The 19,818-nt window shown below is 30.7% G+C and carries 20 protein-coding genes and 1 pseudogene; 15 read left to right on the top strand and 6 right to left on the bottom strand.

Going from position 1 to position 19,818, the window contains the following annotated elements; all coding sequences use genetic code 11:
• Positions 1-160: 160 nt before the first annotated feature.
• Together ACH5TW_RS10395 and ACH5TW_RS10390 are read left to right on the top strand one after the other, a co-directional pair.
• Positions 161-1,177: a S66 peptidase family protein gene (locus tag ACH5TW_RS10395; protein ID WP_439336435.1), complete on the top strand. Its 1,017-nt coding sequence runs from the start codon at positions 161-163 to the stop codon at positions 1,175-1,177.
• Positions 1,178-1,230: 53 nt separating this feature from the next.
• Positions 1,231-1,485: a hypothetical protein gene (locus tag ACH5TW_RS10390; protein WP_439336434.1), complete on the top strand. Its 255-nt coding sequence runs from the start codon at positions 1,231-1,233 to the stop codon at positions 1,483-1,485.
• Between the two features lie 71 nt (positions 1,486-1,556).
• On the opposite strand, the gene ACH5TW_RS10385 is transcribed toward ACH5TW_RS10390, so the two are convergent.
• Positions 1,557-2,009: a DUF1569 domain-containing protein gene (locus ACH5TW_RS10385; RefSeq protein WP_439336433.1), complete on the bottom strand. Its 453-nt coding sequence runs from the start codon at positions 2,007-2,009 to the stop codon at positions 1,557-1,559.
• 71 nt (positions 2,010-2,080) lie between these two features.
• Positions 2,081-2,680 carry a YceI family protein gene (locus ACH5TW_RS10380; protein WP_439336432.1) on the bottom strand — a complete coding sequence of 200 codons (600 nt, stop codon included), beginning with the start codon at positions 2,678-2,680 and terminating at the stop codon, positions 2,081-2,083.
• Between the two features lie 123 nt (positions 2,681-2,803).
• Between ACH5TW_RS10380 and ACH5TW_RS10375 the strand changes: the two genes are divergently transcribed.
• On the top strand, positions 2,804-3,664 hold the full coding sequence (locus ACH5TW_RS10375; RefSeq protein WP_439336431.1) for a helix-turn-helix domain-containing protein: 861 nt from the start codon (positions 2,804-2,806) through the stop codon (positions 3,662-3,664).
• On the opposite strand, the gene ACH5TW_RS10370 is transcribed toward ACH5TW_RS10375, so the two are convergent.
• Positions 3,661-4,413, bottom strand: coding sequence for a TerB family tellurite resistance protein (locus ACH5TW_RS10370; RefSeq protein WP_439336430.1), 753 nt, complete (start codon positions 4,411-4,413; stop codon positions 3,661-3,663). The genes ACH5TW_RS10375 and ACH5TW_RS10370 overlap by 4 nt on opposite strands.
• A gap of 120 nt (positions 4,414-4,533) precedes the next feature.
• Here ACH5TW_RS10370 and ACH5TW_RS10365 point away from each other — a divergent pair, with 120 nt between their 5' ends.
• The 5 genes from ACH5TW_RS10365 (at position 4,534) to ACH5TW_RS10345 (ending at position 8,007) form a co-directional block, all read left to right on the top strand.
• Complete coding sequence (locus ACH5TW_RS10365; protein WP_439336429.1) at positions 4,534-4,944, top strand: BrxA/BrxB family bacilliredoxin; 411 nt, start codon at positions 4,534-4,536, stop codon at positions 4,942-4,944.
• A gap of 103 nt (positions 4,945-5,047) precedes the next feature.
• On the top strand, positions 5,048-5,446 hold the full coding sequence (locus tag ACH5TW_RS10360; protein WP_439336428.1) for a hypothetical protein: 399 nt from the start codon (positions 5,048-5,050) through the stop codon (positions 5,444-5,446).
• 75 nt (positions 5,447-5,521) lie between these two features.
• Positions 5,522-6,259, top strand: a complete 738-nt coding sequence (locus ACH5TW_RS10355; protein ID WP_439336427.1) for a lysophospholipid acyltransferase family protein — start codon at positions 5,522-5,524, stop codon at positions 6,257-6,259.
• A gap of 11 nt (positions 6,260-6,270) precedes the next feature.
• Entirely contained in the window at positions 6,271-7,269 is a 999-nt protein-coding gene (locus ACH5TW_RS10350; RefSeq protein WP_439336426.1) for an acyl-ACP desaturase, read from the top strand.
• 69 nt (positions 7,270-7,338) lie between these two features.
• Positions 7,339-8,007, top strand: coding sequence for an HD domain-containing protein (locus tag ACH5TW_RS10345; RefSeq protein ID WP_439336425.1), 669 nt, complete (start codon positions 7,339-7,341; stop codon positions 8,005-8,007).
• On the opposite strand, the gene ACH5TW_RS10340 is transcribed toward ACH5TW_RS10345, so the two are convergent.
• Positions 7,997-8,869 (bottom strand): AraC family transcriptional regulator, encoded by an 873-nt coding sequence (locus ACH5TW_RS10340; protein WP_439336424.1) that lies wholly within the window; start codon positions 8,867-8,869, stop codon positions 7,997-7,999. The two genes, ACH5TW_RS10345 and ACH5TW_RS10340, sit on opposite strands and share 11 nt — an antisense overlap.
• A 730-nt stretch (positions 8,870-9,599) precedes the next feature.
• On the opposite strand from ACH5TW_RS10340, the gene ACH5TW_RS10335 reads away from it, so the two are divergent.
• Entirely contained in the window at positions 9,600-10,184 is a 585-nt protein-coding gene (locus ACH5TW_RS10335) for a hypothetical protein (RefSeq protein ID WP_439336423.1), read from the top strand.
• A gap of 360 nt (positions 10,185-10,544) precedes the next feature.
• On the top strand, positions 10,545-11,153 hold the full coding sequence (locus ACH5TW_RS10330) for a hypothetical protein (RefSeq protein WP_439336422.1): 609 nt from the start codon (positions 10,545-10,547) through the stop codon (positions 11,151-11,153).
• A gap of 52 nt (positions 11,154-11,205) precedes the next feature.
• Here ACH5TW_RS10330 and ACH5TW_RS10325 read toward each other — a convergent pair.
• Positions 11,206-12,285, bottom strand: a pseudogene (locus tag ACH5TW_RS10325) (PA0069 family radical SAM protein).
• Positions 12,286-12,494: 209 nt separating this feature from the next.
• Here ACH5TW_RS10325 and ACH5TW_RS10320 point away from each other — a divergent pair.
• The 5 genes from ACH5TW_RS10320 to ACH5TW_RS10300 all read left to right on the top strand — a co-directional run bounded on the left by ACH5TW_RS10320 (position 12,495) and on the right by ACH5TW_RS10300 (position 18,827).
• Positions 12,495-13,013: a Crp/Fnr family transcriptional regulator gene (locus tag ACH5TW_RS10320; protein WP_439336421.1), complete on the top strand. Its 519-nt coding sequence runs from the start codon at positions 12,495-12,497 to the stop codon at positions 13,011-13,013.
• Positions 13,014-13,101: 88 nt separating this feature from the next.
• Positions 13,102-13,509 carry a DoxX family protein gene (locus ACH5TW_RS10315; protein WP_439336420.1) on the top strand — a complete coding sequence of 136 codons (408 nt, stop codon included), beginning with the start codon at positions 13,102-13,104 and terminating at the stop codon, positions 13,507-13,509.
• A gap of 31 nt (positions 13,510-13,540) precedes the next feature.
• Complete coding sequence (locus tag ACH5TW_RS10310; RefSeq protein ID WP_439336419.1) at positions 13,541-14,512, top strand: VOC family protein; 972 nt, start codon at positions 13,541-13,543, stop codon at positions 14,510-14,512.
• 16 nt (positions 14,513-14,528) lie between these two features.
• Positions 14,529-15,119: a protein-methionine-sulfoxide reductase heme-binding subunit MsrQ gene (locus ACH5TW_RS10305; protein WP_439336418.1), complete on the top strand. Its 591-nt coding sequence runs from the start codon at positions 14,529-14,531 to the stop codon at positions 15,117-15,119.
• A gap of 147 nt (positions 15,120-15,266) precedes the next feature.
• A complete protein-coding gene (locus ACH5TW_RS10300; protein WP_439336417.1) occupies positions 15,267-18,827 on the top strand; it encodes a T9SS type A sorting domain-containing protein in 3,561 nt (1,186 codons plus the stop codon).
• A 173-nt stretch (positions 18,828-19,000) separates the two neighbouring features.
• On the opposite strand, the gene ACH5TW_RS10295 is transcribed toward ACH5TW_RS10300, so the two are convergent.
• A complete protein-coding gene (locus ACH5TW_RS10295) occupies positions 19,001-19,783 on the bottom strand; it encodes an enoyl-CoA hydratase/isomerase family protein (protein WP_439336416.1) in 783 nt (260 codons plus the stop codon).
• Positions 19,784-19,818 lie beyond the last annotated feature (35 nt).

Here is a 19,818-nt window from a genome sequence, read left to right as displayed (position 1 = left end):
CAAGCCGTAAAAGTACGCATTTTGACTTCGAATTGGAAAATAAAAAGTATGAAACAAAAAAACCCCAAGAAAAAAGCAGGATTAGTTCCATCAACTATTTTGAATTCGTCTTTCAAACTTTTCGAAATAGAATTTCACTAAAAAAATGTACATTTACATTATGTCGAAAATCTCATTAACCTCAATATTGTTTTTAGTTGTTTTTTTCTTTGGAATAACTCATATTTCAGCTCAAAACATATCATTAAATAAAACTAGTACATTGATACAACCTCCTTACTTAAAAGCAGGCGATACTGTTGCCATTGTTGCTCCTTCTGGTATTTTAAAAAACAGAATTGGCGAAGTTGAAAAAGCAAAAGCTCTCTTAAAAAGTTGGGGCTTACATGCTGTAGTTGGAAAGCATGTTTTTAACCAAGCCAATCATTTTGCAGGAACCGACGATGAGCGTTGTGAAGATTTTCAAAATGCCTTAGACGACCCCAAAATTAGTGCTATTTGGTGTGCACGTGGCGGTTACGGTGCGGTTAGAATTTTAGATAAATTAGATTACAATAAATTTAGAAAGAATCCGAAATGGGTTATTGGTTATTCTGATATTACAGCACTTCACAGTCAAATTCATAACGAAGGTTTTGAGAGCTTACACGCCATGATGTGTACCAGCTTACAAGATGATGCAGAAACTATTAAAGAAACTATTTCAACCTTTAAAAAAGCGCTTTTTGGAAATCCTTTAACTTATGCTTTAAAAGGTTCTAACTATAATAAAACAGGAACGGCTACTGGCAAATTAATTGGAGGTAACCTATCGATATTACAAACCATGTTAGGTTCTAAAACGAGCATGGATACCTCTGGAAAAATCTTATTTATTGAAGAAATTGGTGAATATAAATATCATATTGACCGGTTACTACAAAGTTTAAAACGTGCAGGCTATTTTGAAAATTGTAAAGGTGTTATTATTGGCGATATGACCAAAATTAAGAGAAATACAACACCTTGGGGGTCTTCTATTGAACAACTTATTTTAGACGTTTTAGCAGAATACGATTTTCCTGTAGCTTTTAACATGCATGCAGGACACGAGAAAGATAATCGGGCTTTAGTTTTGGGTAAAACTGTTGATTTAACGGTAAATAACGAACACTCAACCATTATTTTTCAAAATTAATAGAATATGTTTTAATCTTGGGTTTATATTTTAAACCCCTAAACATAAAATCTATGAAGAAAAAATTACAATTATTAGCAGTAGCTGCTACGCTTTTACTTTCTTTTAATGCAAAAGCTGATACAATTAAAAATTCGCAATTAAACCTAAACAATCCTGATGTACGCAAATGTTTATTAGAAGCATCTGAAACTGACGGTTGGAAATTAGCATCTGTTTATTTAAATGATGACAATAAAATAGTTATGATCTTTGATAAAGACAACGATACGAAAGTATATACTAGTAAAGAAGAATTGTCTCTATAAAATTTTTTTACTTAAAAATAAAAAACCAACTAATTAAATTAGTTGGTTTTTTTATCCCTTTTTATTTCTAATTAAACCCCAAACTGACTTAAATGATGGTCTAAATGTTTATAAAACATGTTATTCCATTCTTGCTTAGTTAACTTGCCAAAGGAATGTGATTCTTTGCCATCAAAATGACTTTCTCCTAAACTTTCAGCTTTCTTTAAATAGTCTGTTAATCTTCCTTTTTCTTCAACAAAATTTTTAGCATCTGCAATTAAAAACTGAGGCGCTGTTCTAGAATTTCTCTTATATGGCTTCTCGCTAACAACTATAGGCTTTACAAATAATTTTAGCAATACCTTTTTAAACCCTCTAGCTTTTGGGTGAATATCTTCAAAAGCCATTTCGTAAGTAACATTACAATGCGCTAACATTTGATCTACACTCATTTTTCCCCATAACGGATTTGTAGATGGCGTTAACTTGTTAATTCTCTCTATTACTGTATTCGTTTCTTTAGGATCGAAGATATTATTCATTGCTTTTATTTAAAAAAAAGCAATTTACAAAAATCTAAATAATTATTGTAACCGCAATTTTGAATTAAAAACTAACAACCATCATCGTTATCTGACCATTCAAGAATTACTTCAAATTCTATAGCATCCGAAATAATATCATCTTTTAAACCGCCAAACAATCCTTTAGATTCGTATTTAACATCCCAAAGCGTTCTATCGATAAAGAATTTTGAAGTTAATCCCCATCTTCCTTTTGTTATATTAAGTTTAGATTTAAAATCAACATAATTAGTAATGCCTTTAATGGTTAATTCAGCTTCAACCAGAACATCAGTAGCACTCGTTCTTTTAAATTTCAAAATTTTTAGCTTTGAAATAGCATGCTTATTTACATCAAAAAAGTCTTTACTCTTTAAATGTGAAACCAACATCTCATTGTATTTACCATCGGTATTTATAATGGAATTCATGTCTATTACAAAACTACCGCCTATGATAGTCCCGTTCGATTTAATAATCTCCCCACTTAAAAACCTTACGGTACCATTATGTTTATTATATTTAAAGAGGTTTGACCCTGTCCATTTTACAACACTTTTTGTCGTATCTATTTTTATGACATTATTTTGGGCTTCGGTTATTACTGTTAAACATAGAAATGTTACTAATGTTAAGATGATTTTTTGCATGTCTTTATTTTTTTAAGTAAAACTAGAAATGTAGCAACCAATCATTGTAAAAAGAATGTGAAAGAAGTGTGAAACGGATGTAAAAAGTTTATAATTTCACTTTATTTACCTTTTTAAATTACTATGAAGCGAAAATCTATTTTCTTAATTCTACCAATCTTATCTGCTATAGTATTTCTATTATTAGTATCTACTAACAATAACCCGCAAGATCATTTTTCTGAAATGGTAAAGGTTGCTTTAAGAGATGCCGGTAATAAAATATTATTAGCAAATAACGATTCTACTTCGCTAATACTACCTATTACTAAATTAAATGAAAACCGTTATGAAATAGCGTTTCAAAACAAACTACTAATTACTCCGGATAGTTTAGTAAGCATTATTAGTAATAGTTTAAAAACTGCCGATTTACCAAAAAAATATATTGTTGAAGTTGTTAACTGCAACAGCAAAGAGGTGTCGTATAGCTTTCAAATTAAAGAGCTAAAAGAACAGAATATAACACCGTGTTTAGGACGAAATTTACCAACCGATTGTTATACCATTCAGGTATTATTTATTAAAAACAACTCTTTTTTAAGTAAAAGCACCATCTTTTTAATACTCGCATTTATACTAATAGGAATTGTTGGTGTTTTGTTGTTTTATAAAAAACGAGAAGAAAAAACAAAGCAAACAGATACTTCTTATTCTAAAATTGGCAATTATAAGTTTTACAAAGACCAAAATAAACTGATTAAAGATAGCATTGAAATAAAACTCTCAGCAAAAGAATGCGATCTTATGGCTATGTTTAGTGCAAACCAAAACCAGATTATAAAACGCGAAACGTTGATAAAAGAAATATGGGAAGACCATGGCGTATATGTAGACAGAAGCTTAGATACTTTTATTTCAAAACTTCGCAAAAAGTTTAAAGATGATAACACCATAAATATTGTAAATATTCATGGTGTGGGGTATAAATTAGAGGTTAGTTAAAACCGACGTTCCTTCTGTAACTGCTCGTAAGCAGCTTGTACTTGTCTAAACTTTTCTTCGGCACCTTTTTGGTGTTCTTTACCTAAATGAATCACTTTATCTGGGTGGTACTTTTTAGCCATTTTTCGGTAGGCTTTTTTAATTTCATCTACGGTAGCACTTTTAGTAATTTCTAAAACTTTATACGCATTATCGCTGCTGTTATAAAACATGGCTTTTATACTCTCGTAATCGCGCGAGCTAATACCTAAATAACCTGCTATGGTATAAATTTGTTTAACTTCATCTTCAGTAACCGTGCCGTCTGCTTTTGCAATACCAAACAAAAAGTGCATCAATTGTAAACGAGACGGATGATCCATCATCTGTTTAATTTGTAAACAAACTTGCCTTGTAGATATGTTTTTCTGATTACTTATGTTTTTAAACAATTTAAAAGCACGATTAGCACGCTCTTTACCATACATATTTACAAATTGCTGACGCACAAAATCCAATTCACTTTGATCTTGTTTACCATCTGCCTTTATAACGATGGATGCTAATATGAGTAAACTCACTTCAAAATCGCCCGATTGTGTTTGTGGTCTACGCTGTGGTTGTGTTCTTTGTCTTCCACGTATTTGTGGTTGCTCTTTACCGTCGGCTAATGCGTCAACTACGCTGCCTAATGCTAAACCAATAATAGCCCCGATAGGACCACCAAACGACCAGCCTAAAGAGGCCCCTATCCATTTTGAAAAACTCATGTAAGTATAAATTTTATTTATCGTCAAATATAATATTAGTTAGTTGATAATTATACCATATTGTTACACAATTGGTATCTTTGTAATCTAAAAAATTGTTAATTATAAAAATTTAAAAATATGTATCCAGCAGAATTAGTAAAACCAATGCGCGAAGATTTAACAAACGTTGGTTTTGAAGAATTACATACTGCAGAAGCGGTTGATGCTGCTATAGCAAAAGAAGGCACTACACTTGTGGTTGTAAACTCGGTTTGTGGTTGTGCTGCAGCAAATGCACGGCCAGGAGCTAGAATGAGTTTAGCTAACAACAAAAAACCAGATCATATTACAACTGTTTTTGCAGGTGTTGATAGAGAAGCTGTTGATGCAGCTCGTGGTTATATGGTACCGTTTCCTCCTAGTTCACCAAGTATGGCATTGTTTAAAGATGGTGAATTGGTACACATGTTAGAGCGTCACCATATTGAAGGGCGTCCTGCAGAATTAATTGCAGAAAATCTTGTTGATGCTTATAACGAGCATTGCTAGACTATTAAATATATATAAACAAAAAGCCCACGATAAATCGTGGGTTTTTGTTTAGTAACGCAACCATTTTTAAATTTTTACATCTAATAAAAAATGCTATAAGATGAAAAAATCAATATCCACTTTTTTTTTATTTCCACTATGCTTATTATTATTTTCTACACAATGCGAAGACGATATTCCTCCTCGTACACAAGAAAGTGAGCAACAAGAATTAAACACATTAAAAACAGACATTGAAAATTTGGCCAATGCTTCTATTTGTGGTGATACTTTTGAATGTAAATTTATTGCTTTTGGTAGCAAACCTTGTGGTGGCCCATGGAATTATTTGATTTATTCTACTTCTATAAATACTGAACAACTTGAAATGTTAGTTGAAGAATATAACCAAAAAGAAAACCTTTATAACAAAGATTGGAATATTGCTTCTGATTGCTCAGTTGTAACACCTCCTACAAGTGTAGACTGCGAAAATAACACCTGTGCTCCGGTATATTGAACTCATATCTTGCAATAAAACTGGAATTAAAAAATTAAAACCATGATTTTATCGTGGTTTTTTTATTTTTGCGACATGCAAAAACTATTGTCTTACCCTTTAAGCATTATTTATTACCTGTGTTTTTTTTTAACACTTGTTATTTTTCATCCTATTCAATGGTTCTGTTTTAATGTATTTGGTTATAAAGCTCATAAAGTAAGTGTTGATGCACTACAATTTGCATTAATGCGTTGTGCTAATATTTTAGGTACGCATTTTACTTTTGATAATCCACATCAAATTGACACTAATCAACCACTTATACTCGTGGCAAACCATCAAAGTTTACACGACATTTACCCACTTACTTGGTACATGCGTAAATACCACCCTAAATTTATTAGTAAAATAGAGTTAGGAAAAGGCATTCCTAGTGTATCATATAATTTACGTCATGGAGGTGCTGCTTTAATCGACAGAAAAAATCCACGACAATCCTTACCTGCGCTTATAAAATTTGGTGAGTATATTGAAAAAAACAAACGTACCGCAGTTATTTTTCCAGAAGGTACGCGAAGTAAAAATGGAGAGCCTAAACCATTTCAAACAAAAGGTTTAGAAATTTTATTCAAAAAAATTCCATCTGCATTAGTTGTTCCCATAACCATAAACAACTCCTGGAAAACAGTACGTTACGGTAAATTCCCTATGGGTTTAGGCACTCATATAACTTTTACTGTGCATAAGCCTTTAAAAGTTGCTACCTTTGCAGACAATAAAGAACTTATTAATAGTATTGAAACTACTATTACACAACATATAAAACCTTAAAAAATATTAAGATGTCTTTAAAGAATAAGAGATTTGAAGTGATGCAGTTTTTAGAAAAAGACATTGACGCATTAGTTGAAAAATATTTAATCCCCATTGAGAGTATCTGGCAACCAACAGATTTTTTGCCAAATTCTGAAACAACTGATAATGCCTTTTTTGAAGAAGTTAAAGAAATTAGAGAATTAGCAAAAGAATTACCTTATGATTTTTGGGTTGTTTTAGTAGGTGATATGATTACTGAAGAAGCGCTTCCTACATACGAATCTTGGCTAATGGATGTTGAAGGTGTAGACCAAGTAAACGGACAAACAGGATGGTCTAAATGGGTACGTCAATGGACTGCAGAGGAAAACAGACATGGCGATGTACTTAACAAGTACTTATACCTTTCTGGTCGTGTAAATATGAGAGAAATTGAAATTACAACACAACATTTAATTGCTGATGGCTTTGATATTGGTACCGATAGAGATCCTTATAAAAACTTTGTTTATACTAGTTTTCAAGAATTAGCAACTTATGTATCTCATAATCGTGTTGCTAAATTAGCTAAAGACAAAGGCAATAAGCGACTTTCTAAAATGTGTAAAATTATTTCTGGTGATGAAATGAGACATCATCATGCTTACTCAGAATTTGTGGAGCGTATTTTTGAAGTAGACCCTAGCCAAATGATGATGGCTTTTCATTATATGATGAAACAAAAAATAACCATGCCTGCTCACTTTTTAAGAGAAACTGGAGGAAAAATAGGTTCGGCTTTCGAAGAGTTTTCTAATACCGCACAACGTATAGGTGTCTATACATCAATGGATTATATTGACATTTTAGAAAAACTTATTAAGCGTTGGGAAATAGATAAAATTTCTAATCTTACTGATGAAGCTGAAAAAGCAAGAGATTATTTAATGAAACTCCCTTCTAGAATGACTCGAATAGCAGAACGCATGAAAATCCCTGAAAACTCTTTTCAGTTTAAATGGGTAGAACCAGCTATTATAAAATAATTAGAACATATTAAATTATATCTTTAAAAAATTCCTTTCCTAACCGAAAGGAATTTTTATTTTTATACTATGACAAACTCAAAAGACATCATTAACAAAACAAAAGCATTTGTAAAAGAAACACTTGCTAATGCTGAAGGAGGACACGATTGGTTTCACACACTAAGAGTGTATAATAATTCATTACTTATCGCTAAAAAGGAATCTGTTGATGAGTTTGTAGTTTCTCTTGGTGCATTATTGCACGATATTGCAGATAGTAAGTTTTATGATGGCGATGAAACCATTGGACCAAAAATTGCACGCGAATTTTTATTTAAACTAAATGTAGATTCTTTAGTTATTGAGCATGTTGTAAATATTATTGAAAATATTTCTTTTAAATCAAGCTTATCTAAAAGTAAAACAGAAAAATTTACATCGGCTGAATTAAATGTTATTCAGGATGCCGATAGATTAGATGCTATTGGAGCTATTGGTATTGCTAGATGCTTTAATTATGGCGGTTTTAAAAACAGAGAACTTTTCAACCCTAATATTAAACCGAATCTTAATATGAGTAAAGCGGAGTATAAAAACTCAACAGCTCCTACTATTAATCATTTTTACGAAAAACTATTGCTTTTAAAAAATAAAATGAATACCAAAACTGGAAAACAAATAGCAAATGAACGCCATAACTATATGCTAAATTTCTTAGATCAATTTTATAAAGAATGGGATGGCATTAGCCAATAATCATCTTAATTTCCTTTCGGTAATTTGAAGCACTTTTACCTGTTATTTCATTAAACTGTTTATTAAAATGCGAGAAATTATTAAATCCGCATTCAAAACAAACATCAGCAATACTCATTTGGCTTTCATTAAGCAACTTTGTAGCATGCACCACACGATACTCATTTACTAATTGTGTAAATGTCTTTCCTGTTGCTTTCTTAAAATAACGACAAAATGCTGGAACTGTCATACTTACTTCACTTGCAATTTCATCTAAAGTAATGTGTTTTTGAAAGTTCTTGTTAACATATTTAAAAATAACATCTACTTTAGAACTATCTTGAGCTTCAGTTTCAAAAGCAAAACCATCTGCATTAAGTAATGAATAGTCATCTGTTTTTGCCAAATAATTCAATATATCTAAAAATTTTAACACACGCTTAAGTCCATCACACTCTGAAAGTTTTTCAATTTTAGACCCAATTTTCTTTTTAGTATCAACTTTAAAACGAATGCCCTTCTTTGCCCTTTCAAATAAAGCCACAATAGGCCCCATTTCTGGAACAGTTAGAAAGTCATCTCCTAAAAAATTAGATCTAAACTGTATCGTAGTCTCTGTACCGTTTGCAGTTAATCTATCTGTGAAACCATTATGAGGTAAATTAGAACCTATTAATATAAGTTGACTATTATTAAAATAAGATAAATGATTTCCTATATGTGTTTTTCCTTGCCCTTTGTTAATATAAATAAGTTCCAATTCTGGATGAAAATGCCAATATGCACCATCCTTATCTACGGTATCTATATGTTGCTTAACTAATATAGAACTTCCGAAACTTGGGGTAAGTTTCCTAAAAGTTGGTTTTTTATTAATCATAACAAATCTATTATAATACAAAATTACAATATATAACTAGGAAAACGTATCATTTATTACCTGAATTGTGTGTTATTTTATCATAACATTCATTTAACATTTAGTTAACAGGTAATATAGCATATAAATTGGTCAAATTTGATGTTTTTTATAACCTACTTCTGCTGTAATTTTGTCTTGCAGATTAAAAGTAATATCTGATATCGTAAAACATTTAGATATATATATATTAAAATTATACGATATATTAAAACTTAAATAATTAGAAAAACATATAATTACTCTGATAATAAAGAGTTTACAATATTCATTAATAATTTAGTTTAATGTCTTATTTAGTTTAGTTGGTAAAGTGAGCTGTGGTGGCTCACTTTTTTTTGCCCTAATTTTAAATAAACTAAATTCTAAATAAATCGATCGTGACATTATAAAATATTCTTAAAAAATACCTAGACTTAATCAGCTATCATATCTAAATAAGTAACGGTTTAGTATAATTCACCTATTTTCCAATAAATTTAGATTAAACAAGCATACTTTTTAAAATAGAAAGAACATCAATTACAACCATTTATATTAAAAATTTACCACAATATATGCTATATTACCTTTACTTAGTGTTAACGTAAATTTAACAGATAATTTAGCATACAAATTAGCCAAAATGGATGTTTTCTAAGGTCGCGTTCTCATATAACTTTGTAGTGTTGAACGTTAAAAAATCCAAATCATGAAAAATGTAATTAAAAAAAGCATTCTATTAGTAACAGTATTTACTACAATGCTAAGTATCGCAAACGAAATTCCTAATAGCATTAAAAACACTTATAAGGAAACAGCATTAACCATTAACAATGTATCACAAGGAGATTTATTAACTATTAAAGATTATAATGGTATTGTACTTTATAAAGAATTAATAAAATTTAGTGGAACATATAAAAAAGGCTTCGATTTAACTGCACTTCCAAGCGGAGATTATTTCTTTGAAGTTGATAAAGACATGGAAATTAATACCATCCCTTTTACTGTTAGTTCTAATAGTGTTGTATTTAATAAAGAAGAAGAAACTTCAATTTTCAAACCTTATTTAAGACAAAAAGGCGATTTAGTTCTTATTTCAAAATTAGCTCCAAATTTAGAGCCTTTAAATGTTAGTATTTATTCTGAATTAAATGGTAGCTCAGAATTAGTATACACTCAAAAAGTAGAAGGTCTTCAAGCAATAGATCTTGCTTACAGATTAAAAAAAGGAAACTTTAAAATAGTATTCAACTCTAATGGTAAAGAGTTTACAAAATTCATTAATAATTAGTTTAATGTCTTATTTAGTTTAGTTGGTAAAGTGGGCTGTGGTGGCCCACTTTTTTTTGCAATATATTCTCTCTTTCTATTATAATTAAAACAAGGCTTTTAATTTATATTTTTTCTTCAGAATTAAATTCTTCCTCATTATACTATTTAATAATTTATTAAAACTAATTATTCTTATTACAGAATCATCAGCTTCTTAAAAATATGTTCTATTAACCCAAAAATATGATTATTTAATTAACAGAAATATGATGTAAAAATAACAGATAAAATACCATATAAATACATCAAAATCAATGTTTTACAAAATAAAAAACTGTTTTAAATTTGTAGTGTTGAACGTTATTAAAAACTCCAAATTATGAAAAACGTAATTAAAAACACAAAAAAAGGAATCTTAATGGTAACTATGCTAGCTACCTTGTTAAGTTTCGCAAATGAAGCATCAGTTACAGTTAAAAATGATGCTGACAGAACCTCACTTACTTTTTACAATGTAAAAGAAGGGAACCTATTATCTATTAAAGATGATAACGGAATCATACTATATAAAGAACTTATTCAGAAACAAGGAACATACACAAAAGGATTTGATTTAACATCGCTTCCTGATGGCATATATGTTTTTGAATTAGAAAAAGATATGGAAATAGACACTATTCCTTTCTCTGTAAAATCAAGTCATGTTGTATTTGATAAAGAAAAGGAAAAAATAATTTTTAAACCTTTTACTAGAGTCGTGGGCAATTTAGTTTACCTAACTCAACTTGCATTGAATAATGAATCTTTTAAAGTAGAAATCTTTTATTCAAACTCTAATTTTTCTTCAGATTCAGAACTTGTATATTCTGAAAAAATTAAAAACACAAAAGATATTAAAAGAGCATACAAACTAGTTGGTTTAGAAAAAGGAAAATACAAAATGGTTTGCTATCTAGATGATAGAAAATTTACAAAAATTATTAATTAAAAATGACTAACAACAGTAACCTAAAAAGGTGAGCATTATTTGCTCACCTTTTTTACTCTAAAAACAACCGTAACTGTCCTTGTTTAAAAGGTTCATGCAAATCGCAATTAAGCTTTGGAATGCCTTTATTTTTAAAATATTTTTATCTAGCTAATTTTACTAAACTGTTAATTTGTTCAGCAATTTTACCTTCTCCACGCATTCTAGAACCATATCTGGAATCATTTAAGTTTCCGCCATGACAACTTTCAATTTGATGTAATACTTTTTCAGCACGATCTGGCATTGTTTTATGAATCCAATCTGAAAAAATCTCACCAATTGCACCATTTAATCTAACAATAGTATGCGCAATAGATAAAGCGCCATAATCTGAAGCCGCTTTTGCTAAAGGTAAAATTTCATGACTATTTATTGACGGTATAATAGGCGCCAACATTACATTAACAGGAATTCCATTGTCACTTAAAACCTTAACAGTTTCTAACCTTCTTTTAATAGTAGCTGTTCTAGGTTCTAAAATACGCCTAGTATCTTCCGATAAAGATGTAATAGACATATTTACAGCAATCAAATTATCCTTAGCCAAGGCTTTTAAAAGATCTAAATCTCTTAAAATTAAAGCGTTCTTTGTTATTATAGCAACCGGATGCTTGTATTTTAAAAACACTTCTAAACACTGGCGCGTAATTTCAAATTGCTTTTCGGCAGGTTGGTAACAATCAGTATTTCCAGACATAACTATGGTTTGCGCTTGCCAACTTTTCTTTTTTAATAGTGCTTCTAATAATTTTGGTGCATCTTTTTTTACCATAATACGTCGCTCAAAATCTAAACCCGCACTATAACCCCAAAATTCATGACTATTACGTGCATAACAATAAATACAACCGTGTTCACATCCTTGATAAGCATTCATTGAATACTGCATGCCAACATCTGGACTCTGCACTTTATTGACTATAGTTTTAGGAAAAACATCTAAGTATAAGGTTTTGTTTCTATCTATCGCTTCCCCTTCTTTTTGGCAGAATTCTAAAAAATCGTCACGCATTTCATGACTTAATTGAAAAAAACGATTGTGCACATTACGTTGCGCACCACGCCCTTTTATGATAGATTTTGGGTTCATTGTAGTAAAATTAAAGATTGTTTGCTGTTTGAGTAGCTCTTTAAAATTAGTCATAATTTATATTGAAAAATGTTAAAATAAAAATGGGTTATTAACAAAATATTATTGCCTATCAAACTTGACTTTATCATAAAAAATAATAACTTCGTTCAACAGCATTAAAATCTATAATACATAAATCTTCTTTATTCATTCTCTGCAAGCTAAAAATGAAAATCATTAATCACAACAATATAAAAAAAGTAACTAAAGGAGAGATTCTTTTAAAACAAGGAGATATTATTAAACATGGTTATTTCGTTAAAAGTGGATGCCTAAAAAGCTACACTATAGATAATTCAGGAAAAGAACATATATTACAATTTGCTCCAGAAGATTGGATGATTACAGATTTAGATAGTTTCGCCAACCAAGTCCCTGCCTTAGTTTTTATTGAAGCTATTGAAGACAGTGTGGTTTCATTAATTTCAAAATCGGCTTTTGGTGATTTTTCAGATTTACCAAAAGAAACTTTAATAGAATTGACGACTAAGTCAATAAATAACATGATTGCTAACAACAAAAGAGTCATAGGTCTTTTAAGTGCCACAGCAGAACAGCGCTATCTAAATTTTACAGAAACTTACCCTACATTAGTACAACGCCTACCACTTAAACTCATAGCGTCTTATATTGGTGTTACACCGGAATATTTGAGTGATATAAGACGAAAAATAACAAAAAAATAAGCACCAATTCATTTCTTAAGGTATCTTATTTTTAATTAAACCTTTCTACCTCAACTTTGCGTCATTCTATTTAATAAAATTTAAAGAAATGACAAATCAAAAAAACAACAAAGCAATCCATATTGGATTATGGGTTGCTCAAGCACTATTAGCAGCAATGTTTATTATGGCAGGTATGATGAAAGCTTTTCAACCTATAGAAGCTATAGCACAATCATTACCTTGGGTAACAGAATACCCTGCTGGTTTAATCCGTTTTATTGGTATTAGTGAATTACTTGGCGGTATTGGTTTATTACTTCCTGCTTTGCTTCGTAAAAAACCATTTTTAACAGTTTGGGCTGCTAGAGGTCTTGCTTTGGTTATGCTTTTAGCAACTGTTTTTCATATTTCAAGAGGTGAATATTCAGCTATTGGAATGACTATAATTATCATGGCTATTGCCTTATTTATTGCATGGGGAAGAAGCAAAAAAGCACCTATTCTTGCAAAATAAAATGATATAATAAATTGAAGCACCAACAACTATGAAACGAAATCATTTTATAAAAACTGTTTTTGGTGCTTCAATTTTAACAACTATGGAAGGCTTTTCTTCCATAGCAAATGCGCTATCACATATGAATCAAGAACATAGCAATTCAAGTAAATTCGCTTCGTTTGGAGCCATTCACTTAAAGAATACAAACCTTAAAAAATCTACAATTTTCTGGACAAAAATAGTAGGTATGAAACTGAGAAAATCTTCAGGCACTATTGCTAAATTTGGCACAGAAACCCAAACATTAGTAGTGGTTCATCAAACTGCTAAAACCCATTTTAAAAAAGGTTATAGCGGATTGTATCATTTGGCTATTCACGCTCCAAACGAAGCTGAATTTGCTAGTATGATAAACAGATTACTTGTTAATAATTATCCATTTTCACCAGTAGATCATACCATGTCTAAGTCTGTTTATTTAGATGATCCAGATGGTATTAACGTAGAATTTGCATTAGAAACTCCTAAACGATTTAAAAGAGTAGTTACACAAGGAGGTTTAAGAATTGAAGATTCAAACGGAAATATAAAAAGTGCATCCGATTATCTTGACTTAAATGAAGTGATGAAATCCTTAGTAAATAAAGACGTTACTAAAATAATTTCCGATGAGACATATATTGGCCACTTACATTTATATGCCAATAATGTTGAAAAATCAAATACGTTTTATAAAAAATTAGGATTCAACCAATTCAATTATTTACCACAGTTTATGTATGCCGATGTTGGAGCTGGTGGCACATACCAACATCGCATCGCTTTAAACTCGTGGCATGGAATTAACAGACCTTTAGCACCAAGTGACAGTGCAGGAATGAAACATTATCAGATTAATTTTAGCACGAAAGAAAAATTAAACCAAGCCTTAAGTAATGTTTCTGAATATGAAGAAACCGATGACGGTTATTGGTTTCACGATGCTACAGGAAACAAAATATTAGTGACGTGTTCTTAATTGAATTATAGTTAACATGAACCATTTAAAATCTTTACTTACCGGAAAGCACATCCTTTGGTTGCTTTTATCTGTTCCAGGAATTATGGTATCCATAAATTTCCTAAAAGGACAACTTAATTATGATATGATTATGCATATTACGGGTGAATTTGCTGGTAGAATGTTAATTATCAGCTTAATTGCTACACCCATAAAATTAATGTTTCCAAGAGGTCGTGTAGCAAAATGGCTCATTAGAAATCGTCGTTTTTTTGGAGTAGCTGCTTTTGCTTATACTTTATTACACACTATATTTTATGTATTCGAATATCCTTTTAATCAAATAATTAATGAGTTTTCAGACTTATCCATTCTCACAGGCTGGATTGCATTCTTCATATTTATTCCTTTAGCAATAACAAGTACCAATGCAGCTATAAAAAGAATGGGACGTTCTTGGAAAAAGCTACAACGCTGGGTGTATTTAGCAGCTGTAATGGCATTTGCACATTGGGCTTTATTAGGCTTACAAGGTACTCATGCTAATATGGGTGGTGCATTATTTCATTTTGTTCCTGTTATGCTTTTACAAGTTTATCGGGTTTGGAAACAGAAACTTTCTTAAATTGAAATAAGTTATAGCTAACCCTAAAACTTGACTTTGTAAAAATTTTCAGCTACCTTCGTTTAACTTATGATATGAAACATTTATGATGAATTTATTTCAGTATTAAAACGATTTCATATCAACGTCGTTACCTACAATTTGAGCATGAATGATATAAAAATAATAAAAGTAAAACTCACTCTTTTTAGCCTAGTTTTTTCCTTTAATCAGATTTGTTTTAGTCAATGGATCAACCTTAATTCGGAAATTAATGATGAACTAACTGGTGTTGTCTTTTTTGGAGATACTGGTATTGCATCTGGTAAAAAGGGGATTTACTACACTTTGAACGGCGGGGAAGGAAGTTCTAGTTGGCAACGATATGAAATTTCAAACAATATCCAAAATTCAAACCTATATGACAATACTGAATTTAATTCTTGTTATTCAAACCCAGAGAACTCATCTAGTGTATTCAAAATATATGCTGTAGGTCAAAATAAAACTAGTCAAAAGCCTATTTTGATGAGTATAGAATTCCCCAGTTTGGAATATGAAATAATTGAAATAAATATTGAAAATACAGGATTAGCTGACATAAAATACTCTAGAAACTCCCAAGATTACTATGCTGTTGGTAATAATGGTTTAATATTAAATTTTAAAGATAACATTTCCAATTATTCAATTGTTCAAACATTCGAAAATTACGGCAACCTAAGTTCAATAAATTTTAACACTACGGGATATCAAGCTTATATAGGTGGTTATAATCACTATTTAAAAATGCAAACTTCAGGTAATTCTTTCGACAAAATAGAAACTCCTAATCACATTCATAAAGATGTTGAATATTTAAATTCATCTAATGTATATTCAATTAATGATGCATATTCCAAGTTCAATTACCATATTAAAACTGGGTATGATAATTATTTTCATGGTCCTATAAATGGTAATGAAATATTTAGATATTCAAATAGATTCTTCATTGGGACTGATCATGGTATTTTCATTTCCAATTCAGGGTTTAATATCCTCGAATGGCAACCAAGTTCTAATAAACATTTTATTAATGAATTTTGGAATTCCCAACAAGATAATGTTTTATACGCTTGTGGTAAAGATGGTGTCATTTTAAAGAACGAATCACCTATTGGAGAAGCCGAACCTTATGTAATGATTGGTTTCGACGGAGATTGCTTCTATTCAAATACATTTTCTACACATAGAATTTCTATTATCAAAGGAAGTAACACAAATTGTAAATGGTATATTGATAATGAGTTAATTAGCTCTTCTTGTGATAACTATTTAAACTACCGATTTGATAGTCCTGGTACTTATGAAATTAGAGTTGAAGTTGAATACAATGGTATTATAAGCGAGGAAACAAAAACTATTCACATTGTCAATCAACCTGAGATAGACAAAGCCATTTCTATTACCGATAGTGTTCTATGCAAAATAGAAGCAACAGAAATTGTAATTGAAAATTCAGAGCCTAATGTAGAATATATTCTAAAAAATAAGGACAGTAATGAGGTATTAGGTATAAGCGATGTAGGTAATGGAGGAACAGTTAGCTTACAAACAGAGCCCATCGATGTAACGGGTGAGTTTTATTTGAGTGCCCAAAGCACTTTAGCTAATTGCTCAATGGACTTTACTGATTCTTTTATAATTACTGTTGAAGAAACTAAAGCTGAATTTACGCACTCTTTAATAAATGCTAAGCAAAATGAGGCAGTTGAATTTTACCAGCATTCAACAGATGCTCAAAATTTCAATTGGGATTTTTATCAAAATGCCAGTACTCCAAATAGCACCGAAGAAAATCCAAAAATATCTTTTTCAACTTTAGGACAGAAAAATGTAGATTTAGAAGTTTGGTCTAATGCAGGGTGCTATGATAAAATCACTAATCAAAATGGTCCATATATTTATGAAGATCTAGGACATACAGAAGATTCTTGGGCTGTTATCAATGGAGGGGAAGATTCAAACCCGATAGTACGGTCATCAATGACAAGGTCAAAGGATGGATTATTGGTTGTTGGTGTTATTAACAACAACACAATTTTGGGTTCAACCCAAGGAGTTGAATTTGTTGACTTGCCCATTGAGACTACTGGATTCTATCTGGCTAAATATGATTTTAATGGTGTATTGAGATGGGTAGTTTATAATTATGACAATGAAACCAGCTATGGAGCAGATTCAATTGAAGACAAGGATGGCAATATTTATTTAACACTTCCCCGTAATCGCAATAGTTATCTGGTGGATACTACAGGGGGGAAAATTGAGCTAGACTATGAATACTCAACTCATTCAATAATAAAATTAGATTCAACAGGTAAATTTTTATGGGAATTAACAGCAGCTCAGTATAAACCCCATAGTCTTCATTTAGATAAAAAAAACAATTTAACTGTCATTGGCACCATAAATCCATCGATAAATAATCAAATCTATGTGAATAATATGGCAACTGACGTTTTGGGTGAAACCTTAACTGAAAGTAATCATAGAATTATCTTAACAAAATTTTCTCCTAACGGCAATTTGATATGGGAAAATGGAGGATACGATGTAAACTTTTGGGATATAGGTTTTGATAGTGACAATAATATCTATGCAATGATATCACCTTCCTCAAACGGTTCTATTTATTCTGCAAATAATACTTCACCTACTTATTTAAATTGTTTTAATTCTAGAAATTGTTCTTTTTTGGCAAAATATACGGAAGATGGACAACTTTTATGGACAACAAAAAATTCTATTTATAGTAATGAAAACACTTGGGGAGCAGTATATTCATTTTCAATTTTTACAGATGAAAATGGAAACACTTACATTCCTGGTTCAAACAATATAAGAGGAACTGCAACCTCAAGTGATTATATACAAACTTTTGAAAATACAGATGGTTCTCTAACCCAAAACAATGTTGGATCGTTTTATATTGCCAAAGTAGATTCAAATGGAATTTGTGAATGGATAAATGGTAGCACAGGAACTTATTATGGACAAGCTCATAGAGTAATAAAAAGGGGGAGAGAAATATTTGTTTTGGGTAATATTTCTGCAAATGGTGATAATAGTATCGAATCGTCCTTTAGTGGGACTGATGGAAATGAGATTAATTTAAATATTAATAATATAGATTTCTTTATCGCAGTTTATGATACAGAAGGTAAATTAAAAAGAATTATTCAAAATGGAAACAACTCCTCTGAAACTGCAGGAAGTCTAACACTTCAACATTTTAACGCTGGTATAGGAGGCTTTTTTAATGGTCAAGGAAACAACTTTTATTTAAGTTTGAATATTGGAAACGTACAATCTGAAAATTTGAATAACAATGGAATGTACAACAATTTTGGTGTAGATATAGCTAATATCGATGCTGTTGATGGTGTAATTACAAGATTTACAGAAAACGATGGGATAATACACTACGCAGAAAACTTATCTGTAAATGAGACTTCTAATGTGAGTATTCTAAAAATTCACCCCAACCCCGTTCAAAACATATTAACGATTAACTCTCCGTCTGAAATTAATCAAGTTGAAATATTCAATATGATTGGTCAAAAAGTTTATGATACATTTAATAAAAATTCAATAAATGTTTCAAACTTGAAGACAGGTATTTATATTATAGAAATTAAAGATAAATTAGGTAATCTAAAAACTCTAAAATTCATTAAAAAATAGATTTAACAAATTAAAAAACTATAGGTAACGTGTATAATTAATTGCTTTGGCAAGTCATTATCCGGAAAATTACTTCGGAATTTTCTTACGTTCGTTTTTGTTTAGTAAATTAATTGCTTTACCACGCAACTAACCATACACAACAACATTAAACGAACCAAAAACTCTCAATCTCAATTCCCCGGAAACTCCGCTTTTCTTTTTTGTAAAAATGCGGTAGTACCTTCGGTAAAATCTTCGGTTCCAAAGGATTTTCCAAATTGCTTAATTTCAACATCAAAACCATTAACACCATCTTTAAAATTAGCATTTACAGCTTTAATAGCAGCACCTATAGCAACGGATGAATTTCTTAAAATTTTAGCCGCTATTTTTTGGCAAATCCCCATTAATTCTTCTTGTTTTTCAACATGATTTACCAAACCATAATTGTGTGCTGTTACAGCATCTATCATACCCGCAGTCATAATCATTTCCATGGCACGACCTTTTCCGACAAGTTGTGGTAAACGCTGTGTACCACCATAACCAGGTATAACACCTAAGGACACTTCTGGCAAGCCCATTTTAGCATTATCGCTAGCTACTCGAAAATGACAAGCCATAGCCAATTCTAACCCGCCACCAAGCGCAAAACCATTTATGGCTGCAATTACTGGCGTCGATAAGTTTTCAATAAAATTGAATAATATTTCATGCCCTTTTGCTGCTAAGTCTGCTCCTTCTTTAACGCTATAATCAGCAAATTCGCTAATATCAGCTCCTGCTACAAAAGCTTTATCTCCACTACCCGTTATAATAATAACTTTTACATCCTCATCTTCATTAGCATCCTTAAAAGCTTCATGCAATTCTTGTATGGTTTCTCTATTTAGAGCGTTTAATTTTTTTGGGCGGTTAACAGTAATAACAGCGATACTATTTTCTTCTTCTACTAAAATATTATTATAATTCATATGGTATATTAATAAGATTCACAACTTCTCAGGAG

Source organism: Thalassobellus sediminis (genome assembly GCF_044386045.1).
Classification (GTDB): Bacteria; Bacteroidota; Bacteroidia; order Flavobacteriales; family Flavobacteriaceae; genus Thalassobellus; species Thalassobellus sediminis.
Note: the sequence above shows the minus strand (reverse complement) of the source record. Positions and strands in the feature narration are given on the sequence as shown.